The following is a 17,273-nucleotide window of genomic DNA, read 5'->3' as shown; positions in this document are numbered from 1 at the left end:
CAGGTGACCGGTGGGACTACAGCCCAACCTTGGTCAATTCTGCTTCCAGTTCCGGCAGCGCCTTGAACAGGTCGGCGACAAGACCGTAATCGGCGACCGAGAAGATCGGCGCTTCCTCGTCCTTGTTGATGGCGACGATGATCTTGGAGTCCTTCATCCCCGCCAGGTGCTGGATCGCGCCGGAAATGCCGACCGCGATGTAAAGCTCGGGCGCGACCACCTTGCCGGTCTGGCCGACCTGGTAATCGTTCGGCACATAGCCCGCATCGACCGCAGCCCGCGAGGCACCGACAGCGGCGTTGAGCTTGTCGGCGATCTTGTCGAGCAGCACGAAATTGTCGCCCGACTGCATGCCGCGGCCGCCGGAAACGACGATCTTTGCGGCAGTGAGCTCCGGACGATCCGACTTGGACAGCTCTTCCGAAACGAATTGCGACTTGAACGGGCCGGCCGGCGCGTCGATGCTTTCGACGCTGGCCGCGCCGCCATCGCCGACCTTCTCGAAAGTGGTCGGACGCACGGTGATGACCTTCTTGGTGTCCGAAGACTGGACGGTCATCATCGCATTGCCGGCATAGATCGGCCGCACGAAAGTGTCGGCACTTTCCACTGCGACGATCTCGGAGATCTGCATCACGTCCAGCTTGGCGGCGATGCGCGGCGCGAAGTTCTTGCCGGTCGTCGAAGCAACGGCCATCAGCACGTCATAATTGTCCATCAGTGGCAGGATCAGCGCCTCCAGCGCCTCCGCCGTCGGCTTGGCGAAGGCATCGCCGTCAGCGTGCAGCACCTTGGCCACACCGTCGAGACCGGCCGCGGCTTTCGCCACATCGCCGGCACCGGACCCGGCCACCAGCACATGGATGTCACCACCGATTGCCTTGGCGGCCGTAACGGCTGCGCGCGTCGCATCGTTGAGCGCGGAATTGTCGTGTTCGGCAACGAGTAGGATGCTCATCTAGATCACCCCTTCCTTGTTCTTCAGCTTGTCGACCAGCTCGGCAACGCTCTCCACCTTGATGCCCGCTTCGCGCTTCGGCGGCTCGGTCACTTTCAGGACGGAAAGGCGCGGCGCGATGTCGACGCCGTAATCGTCCGGCGACTTGGTGTCGATCGGCTTGCGCTTGGCTTTCATGATGTTCGGCAGCGAGGCATAGCGCGGCTCGTTCAGGCGCAGATCAGTGGTGATGATTGCCGGCAGATCGACCGCGATCGTTTGCAGGCCACCGTCAATCTCGCGCGTCACATTGGCCTGGTTATTTGCCACTGCGACTTCCGAGGCGAAAGTCGCCTGCGGCCAGTCGAGCAGGGCACCGAGCATCTGGCCGGTCTGGTTGGAATCATCGTCGATCGCCTGCTTGCCGAGGATCACCAGTTCCGGGCTTTCCTGTTCGACCACCTTGGCCAGCAGCTTGGCCACGGCGAGTGGTTCGACAGCCGCATCGGTCTGGATCAGGATGCCGCGATCGGCGCCCATGGCCAGCGCGGTGCGGATCGTTTCCTGCGCCTGGGTCGGGCCGATGGAGACCACGATGATTTCGTCGACGCCACCCTTTTCCTTCATGCGCACGGCTTCTTCCACCGCGATCTCGCAGAAAGGGTTCATCGACATCTTGACGTTGGCGAGGTCGACACCGGATTGGTCGGGTTTCACCCGGACCTTCACATTGTAGTCGACGACCCGTTTGACGGGCACGAGTATTTTCATGGAGCTTCCCCGGTCTGCGCGGACGGAACGCCGCCCACATCAATCCTTGGTCTAGAAATAGGGCGCGAAACTGCAATCGCCCACCGTGGAAGTCAACGTGTCTGCGGCACTGCACAATGCCGCATGCAGAAAGGCCGGCCCACCGGGCCGGCCTTCCCCAAGACTGACGTAAGCGTCACCTATTCGGCGTCGTCGGGCGCAACGTCCAGCTCGGTATTGATCGTGATGATCACCTCGTCCGAGATCGGACCGGCATAGATGCCGACGGTCGGACCCCAATCGCTCCGCATTACGGTGCCGGTGGCCGTAAAGCCGGCGGTTCCATCTTCACGCAGGCGGTTCAGCGTAACATCGAGCGTCACCGGAACGGTGGTCCCGGCAAGCGTCAGGTCTCCGGTCATGGTGCCGGTCTCGCCATCCTCGGTTTCAAATCCCGTCGCCACAAAGTGGGCGGTCGGGAACTCGGCCGTGTTGAAGATCTCGTCGGAGTTCAGGTGCGCGATGAAGCGGTCATGATGTGCGCCGGGCCAGATACCGTCGATCAGATTGAAGCTTATGTCGATCGTCGAGTTCGAAGGCGTGTCGAAATCGAGCATCAGCGTGCCGTCATAATCGGTGAATTGCATGGACTGCCGAGACAGGCCCTGATGGACCCAGCTTGCGGAGATTTCCGTATGCGACTTGTCGAAAACGTATTCAACGGGATCGGCAAGGGCGGCCGTCGCGGTCAGTGCGGCGATGGCGGTGGCGGTAAAAAACTTCATGGGGAGGCTCCCTGTCACTTATGTGTCGACCGGCGGCACCACGCCGCTGGTGGAAAAAATAGGCCGGCCGTGCCGTAAGTGAACCCAGCCCATAGGATATCATTCGTTCCTGGCAGGAACTAATCGCGGTCCTTGCCGGGCACCCATTTTACGTCCGCGCGGCCCTCATCATTCGCTATGCGCGCCAGCACGAAGAGCAAATCGGACAGCCGGTTGAGATAGCGCACGGTCTCGGCGTTCAGCCGTTCGTCGACCTGCGACAATGCCACTGCCCGTCTTTCCGCGCGCCGGCAGACCGTGCGCGCGAAGTGCAGCCGGGCCGCCGGTTCCGATCCGCCGGGCAGGACGAAACTGTCAAGCGGCTCAAGCCTGGCATTCCATTCGTCGATCGCCGTTTCCAATGCCTCGACCTGAGCTGCTGTTACCCGCAGGGGCTCGAACCCCGGGTCGTCGCCGGTATCGGGCACGCACAAATCCGCGCCGAGGTCGAACAATGTATTTTGGACACCCGCGAGCAGCGTGTCCATCGGCGCGCCGGGCAGGGCGGCCCGCGACAACCCGATTGCGGCGTTAAGCTCGTCGACACTGCCATACGCCTCGACACGGATATCGGTCTTGTCGACTTCGGACATGTCGCCCAGCCGTGTCCGTCCCTTGTCACCGGTCTTCGTGTAAATCCTGGTCAGCCGCACCATGGGATTCCCAACTCGCCTGTTCCGCTTGAACCCCAAACTGGAGCAGGCAGTATAGGCTGGCAAGACAGGGGAAGGTCTCATGCGCCGCACGTTTTTATTGCTGTTCCTGATCATGGCCGCACCGGCCATGGCGCGCCAGGACGTGCAGGCGCTGGCGGACGGTCTTGTCGAGGATGGTTCGCCGGGCGCCGTCGTCATGCTGATCACCGGGAACAGCCAGATGATTTCGGTGGCCGGCTACCGGACGTCGGCACGCGACGCCGCAATCGACTTCGACGATTCCTGGCATATCGGGTCGAATACAAAGGCGATGACCGCCATGCTCGCCGCACGCTTGGTGGAGCGCGATGTGATCAACTGGGACACCACGCTGGGCGAACGGCTCGGCGAGCGCTTCGACGATATCCATCCGGATCTCGCTGCGGCAACCCTCGCCGAATTGTTGCAGCACCGCTCCGGCATCGCCGCCAATGCCGGCCGCCTGACCATGATCGCCCTGTCAGGAACCGGTGACCGTGTGCCGCGCTCCGACCGGCGCACCTATCTGCGCGAAATCCTCCGCGACCCTGCCGGAGACCGCGGCGAATTTCTGTATTCAAATGCCGGCTATGTGGCGGCATCGCTGATGCTCGAAGAAGCGGCCGGCGAAAGCTGGGAAAGGCTCATCCAGCGCGAAGTCTTCGATGAGCTTGGCCTGGAAAACGCCGGCTTTGGGCCACCGCCGGGCGACAATCCGCAGGGTCATCGCTCGAGGTGGGGTCGATTGCAGCCGGTCGGCACCGGGCTCGGATCCGACAATCCGGTCGCCATGAACCCGGCCGGGCGCGTGCACATTTCAATGCCCGACTACGCCCTCTTCCTGCGGCTCGTTCTCGACGGCGCGCGCGGAAACGAGACGGATTATCTGTCGGCTGCGAGCTGGGATATGCTGCTCACGCCGCCGAATGGCGCAGATTACGCCATGGGCTGGGGCGTCAGCGCAGACGGATCACTGCGTCATGCCGGGTCCAACACGATGTGGTTTCTGCAAGCGTCGATCTGGCCGGACGAGCAGCGCATTGCGGTTGCCGGCGTGAATGACGGGCGCATCGACAGGGTCGCCCCGCGTGTTCGCCTCGTGCTGGACGAACTGGCCGAAAACTAGCCGGCGAGCGACTGCCGCACCATGAAGCCGACCACCATCAGCATGACGGCGACAAACTGGATACCGACGCGATAGCGCATCAGCACATTCGAGCGCGCGCCAGAGCCTTCGCCGCCGCGGGCCATGTTCACCATGCCGAGGATCAGCGTTCCCAGAACGGCCACCATCGACAACACGATCAGTATATTCAAGAGCATCAACATGGAGGCACACCTAGTGCGCCCGCGCGCCGCCGTCCAATCACGCTTTGTCGCACCCTAGCTGCGCCAGCGCAGCGTCTTGTTTTCTTTGAGCGGATTGACGAAGTCTGCACCCTCGAGCCGATGCTTTTCCCAGTTTCGCCGGAGGGCGAGATACCATTTCGCCGGAATGTCGCTGTCATGGATGAACATTTGCGGCGGGTCATAGGACAGGCCGATCGCCTGCGAATCCACGGCGGTGGAATCCTGCTTCATGAAGACCCGGATCGCCCGGCGGATCAGCCATTTCGGTACCAGCGAGACGAGGCCGTGATTCCAGTAGAGGATGATCGAGATGATCGTCTTGTTGGCACTGACCGGGGTGACGATCGTCACCGTCGTGACGTGCTTGTCGCCGGCCTTCATGTATTCCGGCCGCAAGCCGGGAAGTTCGAGCTGGATTTCCGTCGTTATGCCGGTGCCGAACAGCTTGTAGATGAAGGAATTCGAGGATGGCTTGTGCGGCAGCATGGAAAAGCCGCGTTCGATCGGCCCGAATGTTTTCTGCTTTTCGTGCATGGTTTCCGGCGTGCGCCACCAGGACTGGTTATGGATGTAGGGAATATGCGCCGGGTCCATCAGGCTGATGACGGCGGCGTCCATGTCGCAATGGAAGTCGCATGCGTCGAACATCCGGACCTCGGAATCCTCGGGGATATCCAGGGTAGGCGGCGGCAGGCACGGTTCTGCGGCCTCGTCATAGCCGAACCAGATCCACACAATCCCGTAGCTTTCATGCACGCGGTAGGTCTTGGCCCGGATCTTGGCAATATCCATCGCTTCGGCCTGGTCGGCGGTCAGCGAGGGGATTGACGCGCACTGCCCGTCGGGCCGGAAACGCCATCCGTGATAGGGGCATTGCACCTCGGTGCCGCTCTCTCCCTTCACCATGCGCCCGCCTGACAGCAGGATGGCGCGGTGTGGACAGATATCCGTCATCGCAAAGGCTTCGCCGTCATGGGTGCGGCCGAACAGGATCAGTTCGCCCAGGCGCTCCTTCTGGATCATTTCGCCGGGTTTGATCTCCTTGCCGACAATCCCGAAATACCAGAGATCGCGCAGGAAAACGTCGTCAAGGGCGGTGTCTTTAGCCATGGCTCTGTCTCTAGCCCTTCGTTGGCGGTTTCGCCAAGCCGGAAGCTGTTGCGGCGGCCCGGGACCGGCGCTGCACCCAGTAGACGCCCGCCAGAACCAGCGCCGCGCCGGCATAGTGCAATGGCGAGAAAGCTTCGCCGAACATCCACCAGCCGGCGATGGACGCCACGACCGGCTGTATCAGGATGACGATCGACGCAACCGGCGTCGGTACCCGGCCGAGCCCGAATGCAACGCCGCCCTGGCCAATGATCTGCACGCCGACGGCAAGCGCAGCGAGCACCAGCCAGTCGGTCGCGCTCGTCGGCCAGATGGTTTCGCCGAACGCCAGCGCCACGATCCCCAGGATCGGCGCCGAAACCGCTGCAGTGAAGAAGATTACCGTGCCGGTCGAGGCGAACCGCCGCGCCTGCCGCACCGCCAGGATATATGCCGCGTACCAGACGGCCGTCGCGATCGACAGAACATCGCCCGGCCAGCGGTCTGGCGCGACGGTGAGATTCCCGGCCGACAACAGCGCGGCGCCAGCGACGGCGAGACCCGCCGCGAGCAGAAATTGCCGGGTGATCGTCTCCTTGAAGATCAGCCACGCCGCCAGCACCACGAAGACCGGCTGCAGATTGGCGAGGAAAGTGGCATTCGCCACACTCGTGATCTTGATGCCCGCGTGCCAGAAAGCGAGGTCGCCGGCAAACATGAGGCCAGGCAGGACAAGGAAGAACCAGCGCTTGGGGCCGGCGGGCGTATCGGGTTTTGCCGGCGGATTGCGGTCCAGCAGCAGCCAGGCAAAGGCAAAGGGTATGGCAAGCGTCATGCGCCAGAAGCCGACGGTTTGCGGGCCCAGCCCCGACAGTTTCACCAACGGCGCGGCCATGCCGGTCGCTACCGCGCCAGCCGTCAGCACGATCAGGCCGATGAGAACGGTTTTGTCGGACGTGTCGCGCATGAAGCCTCCCGACATGCCGCATATACGCCTCACGCAAAAAGGGAAATCACCAATTGAAACCGAGTTGCAGGCGGAGTGATTTCGCATTGGCGCCACCATCGCGGATCGCCTGCAATGACAGGGATTTGTCACGCTTGGTAAAGCGCTTGCCGTCATCCCCAGTCACCAAGCGGTGATGGCGATAGACCGGCACCGGCAGGCCGAGCAGCGCCTGCAATAGCCGATGCACGGCGGTTGCGAAGAACAAATCCTCGCCGCGGATGACATGCGTGATGCCCTGCGTGGCATCATCCATGGTCACCGCCAGGTGATAGCTGGTGCCGACATCCTTGCGGCCGATGATGACATCGCCGATCAGTTCGGGCCGAACGGGAATGGTGCCGGTCTCGCCCATCGGACCGCGTCCGTCTTCCTCGAAGGTCAGCGCGGCAAGATCGCCGAGCTCGGCGCTTGCCGCAGCCAGCGACAGCCGCCAGGCGAACGGCTCTCCAGCGGCCAGCCGCGCGGCTTCCTCGTCTTCGCTCATCTTTGAAGCCGGGCCGGGATAGATCGCCCCGTCCGCTCCTTCGCCGGAGTGATGCGGCGCCCGCGCGATATCCTCGAGGATTTCCCTGCGGGTCTTGAAACAGCGATAGACGAGACCGCGATCGGCGAGGCGGTCGATCGCGCCATGATAACTGCCGAAATGTTCGGATTGCCGCCGCACCGGTGTTTCCCACTCCAGCCCCAGCCAGGCGAGGTCATCGAGAATGGCCTGTTCGAATGCCGGCTTGCACCGAATTGTATCGATGTCCTCGATGCGGATCAGAAAACGCCCACCGGCCTTTTGCGCGGCGGTGAACGCCGTCAGCGCCGAAAAAGCATGCCCCAGGTGCAACCGGCCTGTGGGCGAGGGCGCGAAACGGGTCACGAAATCGCTCATGTCTTTAGTCTTTCGCGCCTGCGCTTGCCGTCTTCAAGTCCCCGCGCGCAGGCCTATAGTCCGCGGCCATGATGATCGACGGACCCCGACTGCCCCCCGCCAACGGCCGGAAGCCGCGCAAACTGGTCATCCTCGTGCATGGCTATGGCGCCAATGGCGAGGATTTGATCGGCCTGGCCGGGCAGTGGGCGCGCGACTTGCCGGACGTGCAATTCGTGGCGCCGAACGCGCCCGAACCCGTGCCCGGCGCTCCGAATGGCTATCAATGGTTCCCGATCACCCGTCTGGACCCGCACGAGGCCAATCGCGGCGTCGTGGCGGCAGCGCCGACACTCGACGCCTTTATCGACCAGGAGCTGACCCGCTACGGCCTGACCGATCAGGATATCGCCCTCGTCGGGTTCTCGCAGGGCACGATGATGTCACTACATGTCGGCCTGCGGCGTTCGCCGGGACCAGTTGCCATTCTCGGCTATTCCGGTGCCATGCCCAGCCGCATCACGCTGAAGGACGAGATCCGCTGCAAACCGGCAATCCAGCTTATCCACGGTGACCGCGACGACGTGTTGCCGCTGGGCATGATGTTCGACGCGGCCGAGGGCCTCTGCGAGGCGGGCGCCTCCTGTCAGTGGCACATCTCGCCGGGTATTCCGCACGGGATCGGCCCGGACGGGTTGGAGATCGGCGGCCGTTTCCTGCGCAAGGCGCTGTCCGGCCAGTACGCAAAGCCGTATCCTTCTTAATCGTTAACAGCGTCGTCATAAGCGTGTTACGCTTTTGCCGGTATAAATTGCCAACACGGAATTCGGCGTGATTCGCTGAGAATCCCGCCGGTTTTCCGGACAGGGAGGTGCGTGTTCAGGGCGCTCTTTAGGTATATGCGCATGGCTGGTCCCACCGTGAGAACGGGAGGGTGCCATGCAAGTGCTCGATAAGGCCCCATCGGGCTGGCCCTGCCTCGTCCTCAATGCTGATTATCAGCCGCTCTCCTATTGGCCGCTCTCGATCTGGAGCTGGCAGGAAGCGATAAAGAACGTCTTTCTCGAACGCGTCACCGTCGTGTCGTCCTATGAGGACATGATACACTCGCCCTCGATGGAGGTGCCGGCACCGTCGGTTGTCGCGCTGCACGAATACGTCACCCACAACCGCACACCGGCCTTTACCCGCTACAATATCTGGCTTCGCGACGGATTTTCCTGCGTCTATTGCGGACGCGACAAGGTCGAGGAACTGACCTTTGACCACGTTGTGCCACGTTCCAGGGGCGGCCGCACATCGTGGGAAAACATCGTCGCCGCCTGCTCGCCCTGTAATCTGAAGAAGGGCGGGCGTACGCCGCGCCAGGCCGGCATGCCCGACCCGCACGCCTTCCGCCCGAACATGCACCAGCTGCAGGCGCAGGGCCGGCGCTTCCCGCCGAAATACCTGCACGCCAGCTGGATGGACTTTCTCTATTGGGATGCCGAGCTGGAACGTTAAAGCGTTTCCGGCGGCCTAGACCTTGCTCGTGACTGCAATCGCTGCGCGGCAGCCCGCCTCGATCACGCGAGACAGCACCGGATAGCCGAACGCGTCTTTCGCGCCTTCCTCGACTGCGAGATCCTTGTGCGCGACTTCTTCGTCGCGGAATTGCGTGAAGCGGGTCGACAACGCGTCTTCGCCGGCGTTTTCCAGCTCGGCGATCTGGTCCGTATAGTGTCCCTCGATCACCGTTTCGACGGCTTCCGTACAGGCATGCGCCGCCTTCTCGCCCATCAGCGCAGTTGCGACACCGAGCGTCCGCCCGGCGATTTTCCACAATGGCATCAGCGCGGTTGGCCGCACGCCGCGCGTCCGGATATAATCGTCGAACGCATCGAGATGCGCCTGCTCGTCCTCGGCCATGTGCCGCAACTGGTTGGCGATATGCGTCTTGGACGGGATTTTGCCGAATACGGCGAGCTGACCCTCATAGATCGCCACGGCACCGTATTCACCGGCATGATCGACGCGGATCATCTCGGCAATGCGGTCCTCGGATAGGCGCTTTCCGGGCAGGGCAGGGCGGTCGCCGCGGCTCATCGTTTTGCCATCCCGACATAGGCGGAAATGCCGGCCAGCCCAGCCGACATCAGGGCATTATAACCGGCCATGGAAATCCCGAGGAAGGTCCAGGCGGCCGCATCGCACAACACGACCGGCCCGCCGCCATCGAGTACGGCGAGGAGATCGTCCGTGGAAATGTTCACCGGACCGGCAGCGGTGCAGCTGGCAGGGCCATCCCACCAGTCATATTCGATCCCGGCATGCCAGAAGGCGAACCCGGCCGAATAGAGGAAGATCGCCGCCAGCGCGAGGCACACCCAGATCGCATAGGCGCGCAGCGCTGGCACAAACATCATGGCCAGCCCGCCAATCAGGCCGACGCCGATCGCCGCCTTGTGTATATGCCGCTGGTCATAGCACAGCGCGCATGGGTCATAGCCCAGCACATATTGGAAGAAATACGCCCCGCCGAGGATCAGGGCCGAGGCCAGCGCAGCCAGCAGCGGCCAGCGTTGCGCGGTGAGCAGAGACGCGATGATGTTCATGCAAAGGACATTAAGGCGCGCATCTGGCTTGGAAAAGCGCGCATTCAGCCGCAGGGATCACAAGTGCGCGAGTCAGCCCAACGCGCCGCGAATCCAGTCGATGACCGTATAGATCAGCGCCGGGCCGCCAATCACCAGAATGGCAATCCAGATCAGCCCCCAGATGACGCCCAGCAACACCAGGATGCCGTCGCGCGAGATCAGACCCAGCGCCGCCACAGCGATCGCCACGCCGGGCGCCGAGTTGGTCAGCGGCAGCGGGGTCAGGATCGACACGCAGAACAGGCAGAACACGCCGCCGACAATTCGCTCGCCGGCGCGCCCCGACAGGAAGAGCAGGCGCGGCCGCGCGATGTTCTCGATCCAGCCGAACCAGCGCTTGGCGATTCGCCCCATCCGAACGAGCCCGGATTTCGACAATTGCCGCGCCGCGAACTTCTGTGGCAGCCACGGCTCGTGACGCCCGGCCGCCATTTGCGTTGCCAGCGCAAGCATGGGCAGCGAGATGATTTGCGGAATGCCGTAGAGGAACGGGATACAGACCGGGATGGCCAGCGCAAACAAGATGACGCCAAAGGCCCGCTCGCCCAGCTTTTCCATGAATTCACCGAGCGTCAGCCCGGTCTCCGGCGCGCCTTCGCCGATGTGGACGAGACGGGCGACCAGGCCTTCCGGGGCATCATTGTCGGGCGGGGAAACGTCGATCATGCGCCTCTCTTAATGCGATTGATCGCGGCTGAACAGCTGCCGGAACGCGCTATTGCAATACGCTGCAGTTGGAGGCAATTTCCGCCTCCCTTTTGCAAGGGCCCCTGTGGCGGAATTGGTAGACGCGCCGGATTCAAAATCCGGTTTCTTCGGAAGTGTCCGTTCGAGTCGGACCAGGGGCACCAGCCTTCGCTCGCTGCGCGAGCTTCGGCTGGAATATCTTTCGTGCTCAAGCCAATCCGGGCTTTCGCTCCTCGCTTTCGGCCGGACATGCCGGCCTTCGCTGCGGACGGGCGGTCGCCCTTGCCGAACCCTGCTGGGTTCGGGGCGACACATCGCCATCGAATGGCAAGCTTGCCACCCTCACACCTCATCCTGAGGTGCTCGTGTAGCGAGCCTCGAAGGATCGGAGGCCAATCGCCCTGCGTGGTTCGAGGCTGGCCTGCGGCCAGCACGTCAACATGAGGTAAGTTGAAATGGGTCGCCCGCCAGGATGACAAAAAAGGGAACAGTACCAACCCCGGTCAAAGCGTCGCGTCGCATCCGCCGTTCGGAACGCCTATATCGCTCACACGTTGCCAATAGGGCGACGGTAGAGACCAAACGATATGACCATCCACCAGCCGGACATCGATATTGACTATCATCGGGCGGCAAAGGGTCCGAGCGACCGCATCGCGCTGGGCTTCGTCAAGGCACTGCGTTTCATCGCCGACCGATTCTTCCGCAAGCGCTATGGCCACCGCGCCGTCGTTCTGGAAACCGTTGCGGCCGTTCCGGGCATGGTCGGCGGCCTTTTGCAGCACCTTAGCTCCCTGCGCCGCATGTGCGACGACAAGGGCTGGATCCGCGATCTGCTCGACGAGGCCGAGAACGAGCGCATGCACCTCATGACCTTCGTCGAGATCGCCCGGCCGAGCCTGTTCGAGCGCATTCTGATCATGATCGTCCAGGCGATTTTCTACAATGTCTACTTCTTCATCTATCTGTTCGCGCCGCGCACCGCGCATCGCATTGTCGGCTATTTCGAGGAAGAAGCGGTCACCAGCTATACCCGCTATCTAGAAGAAATCGATGCGGGCACGCTGGAAAACGTGCCGGCCCCGCAGATCGCCATCGATTACTGGAAATTGCCGAAAGGCGCCCGTCTGCGCGATGTGGTTATCGCCGTACGCGCCGACGAGGCCGGCCATCGCGACAAGAACCACGAGTTTGCCGACGATATCGACGCCGGACGCAATCCCGGACGCCGCTCCGATGACCACACGCGTGCCGACGACCGCTAGATCCGCCAGGAAAAAGGTTGTCGCTCCTGATGGGAAAGGCCGCTCCGTGCTGGCGCTGCGGGCGATTAACAAAGCGAAGCGGACGCGGGCGGGCCCCACCATGCTGCAGGACAGGAGGAGGTCATGGAGGTGTCCAGTCCGGCAGGTCCGCAAGCCGCGACAATGCTTGCGACCTGTGCCGGGTCCATTACCTTCACTTTCACGGATTTCGCCATCAGGTTCCACGACAATGGGGCGCCCGAAACCGGCAGCGAGGCAAGAACATGACCACACCTGACGACATCCTGCGCTTCTGGTTCGAGGAAACCGAGCCCAAGCTGCACTTTGTCTCGACACCGGAATTCGATGCCCGTATCCGGCGCCGGTTCGGGCAGGTGATCGAGAACGAGGCCCGCCGCATGGAAGATGGCGATCATCCCTGGCGCGAGACGGCGGATGGCGGACTGGCACTGCTCATCCTGTTCGACCAGTTCACGCGCAATGTCTGGCGCGGTTCGGGCAAGGCCTTCGCGTTCGACGCGCTGGCACGGCAGATCGCCCGGGCCATGATCGACAATGGCCAGGACCTGGAAGTGCCGGAACACCGCCGGTCCTTTGTCTACATGCCTTTCATGCATTCCGAGGAAAGTGCCGACCAGGATTTCGCCATCGAGCTTTTTTCCAGTCGCATGCCGGACGGCAATAATAACCTCCACCACGCGCGGCTGCATCGCGACGTGATCGCCAAGTTTGGCCGTTTCCCTTATCGCAACGACGCGCTCGGCCGCCAATCCACGCCCGAGGAAGAGGCCTATCTCGCGGGCGGCGGCTATGCGCCCGGATCAAAGAGCCCGGCAGAAAAGACCTGACGGCAAAGCTGGCCCGGCGGCACTTCGCTCGGACTTGGCTAACTCATTGAAATTACTGAACGCGGCAATGGCCGGGACTGGCAAGTCACTTGCTATGTCTCAAGCCAGACCCGTTTCGGAGCCAGATTGAGCCATGATCACATCCGCCCGCATTACACCCGCCGACATGTTGTCGCTCGCCTTCCTTCTCGTTGACCGACACGGCGTCAAGGCACTGGGATATGCAGACCTGGCTGTCGGGGAAATGGAAGAAGCCGGCGATGCCGAACGTGCTGATGCCTGGCGGGCGCTGAAATCGGTCGTCGAGGATGCACTCGCCGGACGGCTTGAGCGCGACATGGACGTGACGCTTCACTAGACCGCATTGCAGTTTTGCCAGCTCCCGCTTAACTGCTGGCCATGGCGACATCTTTCAATTGGTCCGACATCATAACCCGCGCTGGCCTGACCGATCCGTTTGCACCGGGAACGAGCCGCCGCAATGGCCGCGCTGCGCTGCGCAAGCTGGTCCCGTTGATGGAATCTGCGGCGCCCCCGGTGTCCGACGTCAACGATCTGAGCGTGCCGGGCCCTGCCGGCGAGATACCGGCACGCCTCTACACGCCGGACAATCCGCTCGATGCGATGACCGTGTTCTACCATGGCGGCGGCTATGCCTTTGGCGATCTCGACAGCCATCATCGTGTCGCCCAGCGGCTTTGTGCGCAATCCGGCAGCCGCGTCCTGTCGGTCGATTACCGGCTGGCGCCGGAAAACCCGTTTCCAGCCGCCTGGGAAGACGCTGTCGCCGCGCTCGACTGGGCGGTTTCGGAAAGTCCGGCAAGGCTGGCCGTGGCCGGTGATTCGGCGGGTGGCGGGCTCGCCGCAGCGATTGCCCAGGCACGCCGTGACAAGATCGACTTCCAGCTCCTGATCTATCCATTGCTGCAGCTCGCCGAGACCCGCAAGGTCAAACCGAAAATGCTCGAGGGCCACATGCTGTCGGCGCGCGCACTCGACTGGATCCGGCAGCATTATTGCGGCGACTGCGATCCCATGGATGCGCGCGTGTCGCCGCTGTTTGCCGATGATTTGCAGGGCTTGCCACCTGCCTACATCGCAGCCGCCGAGCTCGACCCGCTGTTCGACGAGGGGCAGGCCTATCGCGACCGGCTGCTATCGGCGGGGGTGCCCGTCACCTACCGTCTGGCCAAGGGTCTTCCGCACGGCTTCTTCAATCTGACGCGCGTGGCGATCGGCGCCGAGGCGCAGTGCGAGCTGGCCGCCAACGCCCTGCGCGACGCGCTCTCGGAATGAGCTTCTCGCCGCAATCGGCCTTCGCCCTGCTTGGCCCCGAATTCGCGGATGCGGTGGACCCTGCGGACTTTCCCGCGCCGCAGCTGCGATGGTGGAATCAGCGCTGGGCGGAAGAGATCGGGCTCGACCATTTGTCGGCGGCTGACCGCCAACGCCATTTCGCCGCCTTCGCGCCGCTCGATGGATATCCGCATGTACCGCTCGCCATGCGCTATCACGGTCACCAGTTTCGCCACTACAACCCGCAGATCGGAGACGGGCGCGGCTTCCTCTTCGCGCAGATGCGCGATTCCGCCGGTCGGCTGCTCGACTTCGGCACCAAGGGATCCGGCCAGACACCCTGGTCGCGCAGCGGTGACGGGCGGCTGACGCTCAAGGGCGCGGTCCGCGAGATCCTCGCGGCCGAAATGCTCGAAGCCCTCGGCGTCTACACTTCGAAGGCGTTTTGCGTTTACGAGACCGGCGATCAACTGCACCGCCATGACGAGCCTTCGCCGGCGCGCGGGGCGGTGCTCACCCGCCTGCAGCACTCGCATGTCCGCTTCGGCACCTTCCAGCGTCATGCCCATGAACAGGCGCCGGACAGGCTGACGTCACTTATCGATCATGTTGCGGACATGTATTATCCGGAGCTCGCCGGCCAATCGGGCGTGGACAAGACCACCGCCTTCCTGGAAGCAGTCACGGGTGCCTCTGCCCGGCTTGTCGCGCAATGGATGGCCGCCGGCTTCGTGCACGGCGTCCTCAATACCGACAATCTCAACGTCACCGGCGAGAGCTTCGATTATGGGCCCTGGCGCTTCCTGCCGACCTACAAGCCCGGCTTCACCGCGGCCTATTTCGACGAGACCGGACTCTACGCTTATGCCCGCCAGCCGGAAGCCGTGTTCTGGGCGCTGCAACAGCTCGCCGCGGCGCTCCTGTCCGTGGGTGAGCAGGACGCGTTGGTCGACGTGCTCAACACTTTCCCGGATCGTTATACCGCTGCAATGACAAATGCTTGGTGCTGCCGCCTCGGAGTGGTCGAACAATCCGGTTCCGAGGCCATGGTGCGCGCCTTCATCACTTTCCTGAACGCCAGCCAGTTGCCGTTCGAGGCCGCCATTTTCGATCATTTCTGCGCCGATAATTCACGTATTTCCGCCGCGCCGCGCGCCTATTCCGGACCTGAGTACGAAGCCTTTGCCGACCTCTTCGCCAGCCACCGGGCCGACCGTCCCGAACGGTTGTCGCACGCCTATTTCGACCGCCCCGATCCGGTGCACATGGCAATAGACGTCATGGAAGCGGCATGGGCGCCAATCCATGAATCCGACGACTGGTCGGCGCTTCACGATCTGTTCGCGGAGGTTGCGCAAGCCCGCGCAGGCTATGATCTTGGCCGCAACCGCACTGGTTTCCTGCCGGAGGACACCGCTTGAACCTGCCGCTGATCAAAGCCCCGACCCTCGACCGGCCCGGTCTGTCGCATGGTTTCACGACCCGCGAAGGTGGCGTGTCCCTGGGCGTGTTCGAGAGCCTCAACCTGTCGCGCCGCGACGGCGATCCCGAAGCCAATGTCGTGGAAAACCGCCGCCGCGTCGGCGACGCGCTTGGCCTGCAGCGGCTTGTCTTTGCGCGCCAGGTTCACGGCAACCGCGTGCGCATGATCGACCGCGCGCCCGACGATGGCGTGATCGGCGAATGCGATGCGATGATCACCAATGTTCGCGGTATCGGCCTGGTCGCCCAGACTGCGGATTGCGTACCGCTGCTGCTCCACGATCCGGTACAGAACACCATCGCCGCAATTCATTCCGGCTGGCGGGGAACGGTGCGCGAAATTGCGCGCCAAGCCATCGATGCGCTGATGGTTGCGTACGGCTCGCGGCCCGTTGATCTGCGCGCCGCCATAGGTCCGGCGATCAGCCAGGAGAATTACCGCGTCGGGCCGGAAGTGCTCGAAGCCTTCATAGACCTGTTCGGTTCGCTCGAGGGCCTGGCGGGGCCGGTCGACGGCTCTGGCGGTGCCAGGCTGGACAACACGGCTGCGGTCCATCGCCAGCTGACCGAAGCAGGCGTTGAGCCGGACAACATCTGGATCTCCAGGGATTGCACGTTCGCGGATGAGCGCTTCTTTTCCTGCCGCCGCGCAAAGGGCGGCCCCTTTGGCGGGCAGGCCGGGATAATCGGGCTGATCTAGATCGTCCGACCGTCATTCATCTCCATCAACATTCGGCGCAGCTTGCGCATGCCGCCGACCCAGCGTCCGCGATCAGTGGCCTTCTTGGCGAAATGGTCGGCGACGACAGGATGGGTCAGGATCAGGAATTCATTGTTCTCGACGCCGTCGACGATGGTTTTGGCGGCATCCTCGGCGGTAATCATGCCGTCGACCGAGGTCATCGCATCCGGCAGGTCCTTGGTCATATTGGTCTTGACGTATTGCGGGCAAATGGCGTGTGCCTGAATACCGTCATCGCCATGCGTGATGCCGATGGATTCAGCCATCGAGATCGCAGCGGCCTTGGTGGCCGAATAAGCGGCATCGCCGATCTGTGCCAGCAAGCCGGCCGCCGAGGCAGTGATCATGAAGGCGCCGCCGCCGCGCTTCGCCATCCCGGGGATGACGTGCCGGGCAGCGTAGACGGCTTGCATCACATTGATGGTCCACGCTTTTTTCCAGTTCGCATTCGGCGCTGAAGCGGCGCCGCCCAGCGGTCCGTCGGTATAGCCGACACCGGCATTGGCAAAGAAGATATCGACCGGACCCAGGTCCCGCTCGACTTCCGAGATGAAAACCGCGAGTTCGCCCTCATCGGCGACATTGACGCGTTTGCCGAACCCGCTGCACTCGCGGGCCACTTTGTCGGCAGCGATCCCGTCGAGGTCGCAGCAGGCGACTTTCACGCCGCGCGTATGGAATTCCCGTGCCACGGCGGCTCCGATGCCGCCCGCGCCGCCAGTCACAATCGCGATCTTGCCGTCCAATTCCATATCCGTTCTCCCCGATCCTGACTGCACAATGGCCGTGAACCGCCGTCCTTGTCGAGATGACAGACCGCCCGGA

General features: G+C 63.0%; 21 protein-coding genes and 1 tRNA gene. 10 read left to right on the top strand and 12 right to left on the bottom strand.

Annotation, left to right across the window (positions count from 1 at the left end):
• Nucleotides 1-16: 16 nt before the first annotated feature.
• From ACOOFN_RS04390 to ACOOFN_RS04375, 4 genes are all read right to left on the bottom strand, one after another.
• Nucleotides 17-958, bottom strand: a complete 942-nt coding sequence (locus tag ACOOFN_RS04390; protein WP_420434060.1) for an electron transfer flavoprotein subunit alpha/FixB family protein — start codon at nucleotides 956-958, stop codon at nucleotides 17-19.
• Nucleotides 959-1,708, bottom strand: coding sequence for an electron transfer flavoprotein subunit beta/FixA family protein (locus tag ACOOFN_RS04385; protein WP_420434058.1), 750 nt, complete (start codon nucleotides 1,706-1,708; stop codon nucleotides 959-961).
• A 179-nt stretch (nucleotides 1,709-1,887) separates the two neighbouring features.
• Nucleotides 1,888-2,472: a YceI family protein gene (locus ACOOFN_RS04380; protein WP_420434056.1), complete on the bottom strand. Its 585-nt coding sequence runs from the start codon at nucleotides 2,470-2,472 to the stop codon at nucleotides 1,888-1,890.
• 119 nt (nucleotides 2,473-2,591) lie between these two features.
• Nucleotides 2,592-3,167, bottom strand: a complete 576-nt coding sequence (locus tag ACOOFN_RS04375) for a cob(I)yrinic acid a,c-diamide adenosyltransferase (RefSeq protein ID WP_420434054.1) — start codon at nucleotides 3,165-3,167, stop codon at nucleotides 2,592-2,594.
• 79 nt (nucleotides 3,168-3,246) lie between these two features.
• On the opposite strand from ACOOFN_RS04375, the gene ACOOFN_RS04370 reads away from it, so the two are divergent.
• On the top strand, nucleotides 3,247-4,311 hold the full coding sequence (locus ACOOFN_RS04370; protein WP_420434052.1) for a serine hydrolase domain-containing protein: 1,065 nt from the start codon (nucleotides 3,247-3,249) through the stop codon (nucleotides 4,309-4,311).
• On the opposite strand, the gene ACOOFN_RS04365 is transcribed toward ACOOFN_RS04370, so the two are convergent.
• Genes ACOOFN_RS04365 through gluQRS form a run of 4 tightly spaced genes read right to left on the bottom strand, consistent with a single transcriptional unit; the run spans nucleotide 4,308 to nucleotide 7,513 of the window.
• Entirely contained in the window at nucleotides 4,308-4,514 is a 207-nt protein-coding gene (locus ACOOFN_RS04365; protein WP_420434050.1) for a twin transmembrane helix small protein, read from the bottom strand. The two genes, ACOOFN_RS04370 and ACOOFN_RS04365, sit on opposite strands and share 4 nt — an antisense overlap.
• Before the next feature lie 54 nt (nucleotides 4,515-4,568).
• Complete coding sequence (locus tag ACOOFN_RS04360; protein ID WP_420434048.1) at nucleotides 4,569-5,645, bottom strand: Rieske 2Fe-2S domain-containing protein; 1,077 nt, start codon at nucleotides 5,643-5,645, stop codon at nucleotides 4,569-4,571.
• 10 nt (nucleotides 5,646-5,655) lie between these two features.
• Nucleotides 5,656-6,591, bottom strand: coding sequence for a DMT family transporter (locus ACOOFN_RS04355; protein ID WP_420434046.1), 936 nt, complete (start codon nucleotides 6,589-6,591; stop codon nucleotides 5,656-5,658).
• 46 nt (nucleotides 6,592-6,637) lie between these two features.
• The gene (gluQRS, locus tag ACOOFN_RS04350; RefSeq protein WP_420434044.1) at nucleotides 6,638-7,513 is read right to left on the bottom strand and encodes a tRNA glutamyl-Q(34) synthetase GluQRS; all 876 of its coding nucleotides are present in this window, start codon (nucleotides 7,511-7,513) and stop codon (nucleotides 6,638-6,640) included.
• 68 nt (nucleotides 7,514-7,581) lie between these two features.
• Here gluQRS and ACOOFN_RS04345 point away from each other — a divergent pair, with 68 nt between their 5' ends.
• Together ACOOFN_RS04345 and ACOOFN_RS04340 are read left to right on the top strand one after the other, a co-directional pair.
• Nucleotides 7,582-8,256: an alpha/beta hydrolase gene (locus tag ACOOFN_RS04345; RefSeq protein WP_420434042.1), complete on the top strand. Its 675-nt coding sequence runs from the start codon at nucleotides 7,582-7,584 to the stop codon at nucleotides 8,254-8,256.
• A 175-nt stretch (nucleotides 8,257-8,431) separates the two neighbouring features.
• Nucleotides 8,432-8,995 carry an HNH endonuclease gene (locus tag ACOOFN_RS04340; protein WP_420434040.1) on the top strand — a complete coding sequence of 188 codons (564 nt, stop codon included), beginning with the start codon at nucleotides 8,432-8,434 and terminating at the stop codon, nucleotides 8,993-8,995.
• Nucleotides 8,996-9,010: 15 nt separating this feature from the next.
• Here the strand turns inward: ACOOFN_RS04340 and ACOOFN_RS04335 are convergent, their stop codons facing one another.
• From ACOOFN_RS04335 to ACOOFN_RS04325, 3 genes are all read right to left on the bottom strand, one after another.
• Nucleotides 9,011-9,577 (bottom strand): demethoxyubiquinone hydroxylase family protein, encoded by a 567-nt coding sequence (locus ACOOFN_RS04335; protein ID WP_420434038.1) that lies wholly within the window; start codon nucleotides 9,575-9,577, stop codon nucleotides 9,011-9,013.
• Nucleotides 9,574-10,086: a disulfide bond formation protein B gene (locus ACOOFN_RS04330; RefSeq protein WP_420434036.1), complete on the bottom strand. Its 513-nt coding sequence runs from the start codon at nucleotides 10,084-10,086 to the stop codon at nucleotides 9,574-9,576. Before ACOOFN_RS04330 ends, ACOOFN_RS04335 begins: the two co-directional genes overlap by 4 nt.
• 72 nt (nucleotides 10,087-10,158) lie before the next feature.
• Complete coding sequence (locus ACOOFN_RS04325; RefSeq protein ID WP_420434034.1) at nucleotides 10,159-10,794, bottom strand: exopolysaccharide biosynthesis protein; 636 nt, start codon at nucleotides 10,792-10,794, stop codon at nucleotides 10,159-10,161.
• 100 nt (nucleotides 10,795-10,894) lie between these two features.
• Between ACOOFN_RS04325 and ACOOFN_RS04320 the strand changes: the two genes are divergently transcribed.
• The 7 genes from ACOOFN_RS04320 to pgeF all read left to right on the top strand — a co-directional run bounded on the left by ACOOFN_RS04320 (nucleotide 10,895) and on the right by pgeF (nucleotide 16,406).
• Nucleotides 10,895-10,979 (top strand) — tRNA-Leu (locus ACOOFN_RS04320).
• Nucleotides 10,980-11,402: 423 nt separating this feature from the next.
• A complete protein-coding gene (locus tag ACOOFN_RS04315; RefSeq protein WP_420434032.1) occupies nucleotides 11,403-12,080 on the top strand; it encodes an alternative oxidase in 678 nt (225 codons plus the stop codon).
• A 263-nt stretch (nucleotides 12,081-12,343) separates the two neighbouring features.
• Entirely contained in the window at nucleotides 12,344-12,928 is a 585-nt protein-coding gene (locus ACOOFN_RS04310; RefSeq protein WP_420434030.1) for a DUF924 family protein, read from the top strand.
• Between the two features lie 133 nt (nucleotides 12,929-13,061).
• Nucleotides 13,062-13,286, top strand: a complete 225-nt coding sequence (locus ACOOFN_RS04305) for a hypothetical protein (protein WP_420434028.1) — start codon at nucleotides 13,062-13,064, stop codon at nucleotides 13,284-13,286.
• Between the two features lie 41 nt (nucleotides 13,287-13,327).
• Complete coding sequence (locus tag ACOOFN_RS04300; RefSeq protein ID WP_420434026.1) at nucleotides 13,328-14,224, top strand: alpha/beta hydrolase; 897 nt, start codon at nucleotides 13,328-13,330, stop codon at nucleotides 14,222-14,224.
• On the top strand, nucleotides 14,221-15,645 hold the full coding sequence (locus ACOOFN_RS04295; RefSeq protein WP_420434024.1) for a protein adenylyltransferase SelO family protein: 1,425 nt from the start codon (nucleotides 14,221-14,223) through the stop codon (nucleotides 15,643-15,645). Before ACOOFN_RS04300 ends, ACOOFN_RS04295 begins: the two co-directional genes overlap by 4 nt.
• Entirely contained in the window at nucleotides 15,642-16,406 is a 765-nt protein-coding gene (pgeF, locus tag ACOOFN_RS04290) for a peptidoglycan editing factor PgeF (RefSeq protein ID WP_420434022.1), read from the top strand. The genes ACOOFN_RS04295 and pgeF overlap by 4 nt, the downstream gene beginning before the upstream one ends.
• On the opposite strand, the gene ACOOFN_RS04285 is transcribed toward pgeF, so the two are convergent.
• A complete protein-coding gene (locus ACOOFN_RS04285; RefSeq protein ID WP_420434020.1) occupies nucleotides 16,403-17,200 on the bottom strand; it encodes an SDR family NAD(P)-dependent oxidoreductase in 798 nt (265 codons plus the stop codon). The genes pgeF and ACOOFN_RS04285 overlap by 4 nt on opposite strands.
• Between the last annotated feature and the right edge of the window lie 73 nt (nucleotides 17,201-17,273).

The organism is Hyphobacterium sp. (assembly GCF_965217055.1).
GTDB lineage: Bacteria > Pseudomonadota > Alphaproteobacteria > Caulobacterales > Maricaulaceae > Hyphobacterium.
The sequence above is the reverse complement of the archived record's forward strand: the minus strand, read 5'-3'. Positions and strand labels throughout refer to the sequence as shown.

Coding starts and splice junctions, on each gene's coding strand:
- ACOOFN_RS04285 (WP_420434020.1), bottom strand. CDS start 17,200: ATGGAATTGGACGGCAAGATCGCGATTGTGACTGGCGGCGCGGGCGGC.
- ACOOFN_RS04340 (WP_420434040.1), top strand. CDS start 8,432: ATGCAAGTGCTCGATAAGGCCCCATCGGGCTGGCCCTGCCTCGTCCTC.
- ACOOFN_RS04385 (WP_420434058.1), bottom strand. CDS start 1,708: ATGAAAATACTCGTGCCCGTCAAACGGGTCGTCGACTACAATGTGAAG.
- ACOOFN_RS04325 (WP_420434034.1), bottom strand. CDS start 10,794: ATGATCGACGTTTCCCCGCCCGACAATGATGCCCCGGAAGGCCTGGTC.
- ACOOFN_RS04365 (WP_420434050.1), bottom strand. CDS start 4,514: ATGTTGATGCTCTTGAATATACTGATCGTGTTGTCGATGGTGGCCGTT.
- ACOOFN_RS04355 (WP_420434046.1), bottom strand. CDS start 6,591: ATGCGCGACACGTCCGACAAAACCGTTCTCATCGGCCTGATCGTGCTG.
- ACOOFN_RS04315 (WP_420434032.1), top strand. CDS start 11,403: ATGACCATCCACCAGCCGGACATCGATATTGACTATCATCGGGCGGCA.
- ACOOFN_RS04305 (WP_420434028.1), top strand. CDS start 13,062: ATGATCACATCCGCCCGCATTACACCCGCCGACATGTTGTCGCTCGCC.
- gluQRS (WP_420434044.1), bottom strand. CDS start 7,513: ATGAGCGATTTCGTGACCCGTTTCGCGCCCTCGCCCACAGGCCGGTTG.
- ACOOFN_RS04370 (WP_420434052.1), top strand. CDS start 3,247: ATGCGCCGCACGTTTTTATTGCTGTTCCTGATCATGGCCGCACCGGCC.
- ACOOFN_RS04380 (WP_420434056.1), bottom strand. CDS start 2,472: ATGAAGTTTTTTACCGCCACCGCCATCGCCGCACTGACCGCGACGGCC.
- ACOOFN_RS04375 (WP_420434054.1), bottom strand. CDS start 3,167: ATGGTGCGGCTGACCAGGATTTACACGAAGACCGGTGACAAGGGACGG.
- ACOOFN_RS04360 (WP_420434048.1), bottom strand. CDS start 5,645: ATGGCTAAAGACACCGCCCTTGACGACGTTTTCCTGCGCGATCTCTGG.
- ACOOFN_RS04300 (WP_420434026.1), top strand. CDS start 13,328: ATGGCGACATCTTTCAATTGGTCCGACATCATAACCCGCGCTGGCCTG.
- ACOOFN_RS04295 (WP_420434024.1), top strand. CDS start 14,221: ATGAGCTTCTCGCCGCAATCGGCCTTCGCCCTGCTTGGCCCCGAATTC.
- ACOOFN_RS04310 (WP_420434030.1), top strand. CDS start 12,344: ATGACCACACCTGACGACATCCTGCGCTTCTGGTTCGAGGAAACCGAG.
- ACOOFN_RS04390 (WP_420434060.1), bottom strand. CDS start 958: ATGAGCATCCTACTCGTTGCCGAACACGACAATTCCGCGCTCAACGAT.
- ACOOFN_RS04335 (WP_420434038.1), bottom strand. CDS start 9,577: ATGAGCCGCGGCGACCGCCCTGCCCTGCCCGGAAAGCGCCTATCCGAG.
- ACOOFN_RS04345 (WP_420434042.1), top strand. CDS start 7,582: ATGATGATCGACGGACCCCGACTGCCCCCCGCCAACGGCCGGAAGCCG.
- ACOOFN_RS04330 (WP_420434036.1), bottom strand. CDS start 10,086: ATGAACATCATCGCGTCTCTGCTCACCGCGCAACGCTGGCCGCTGCTG.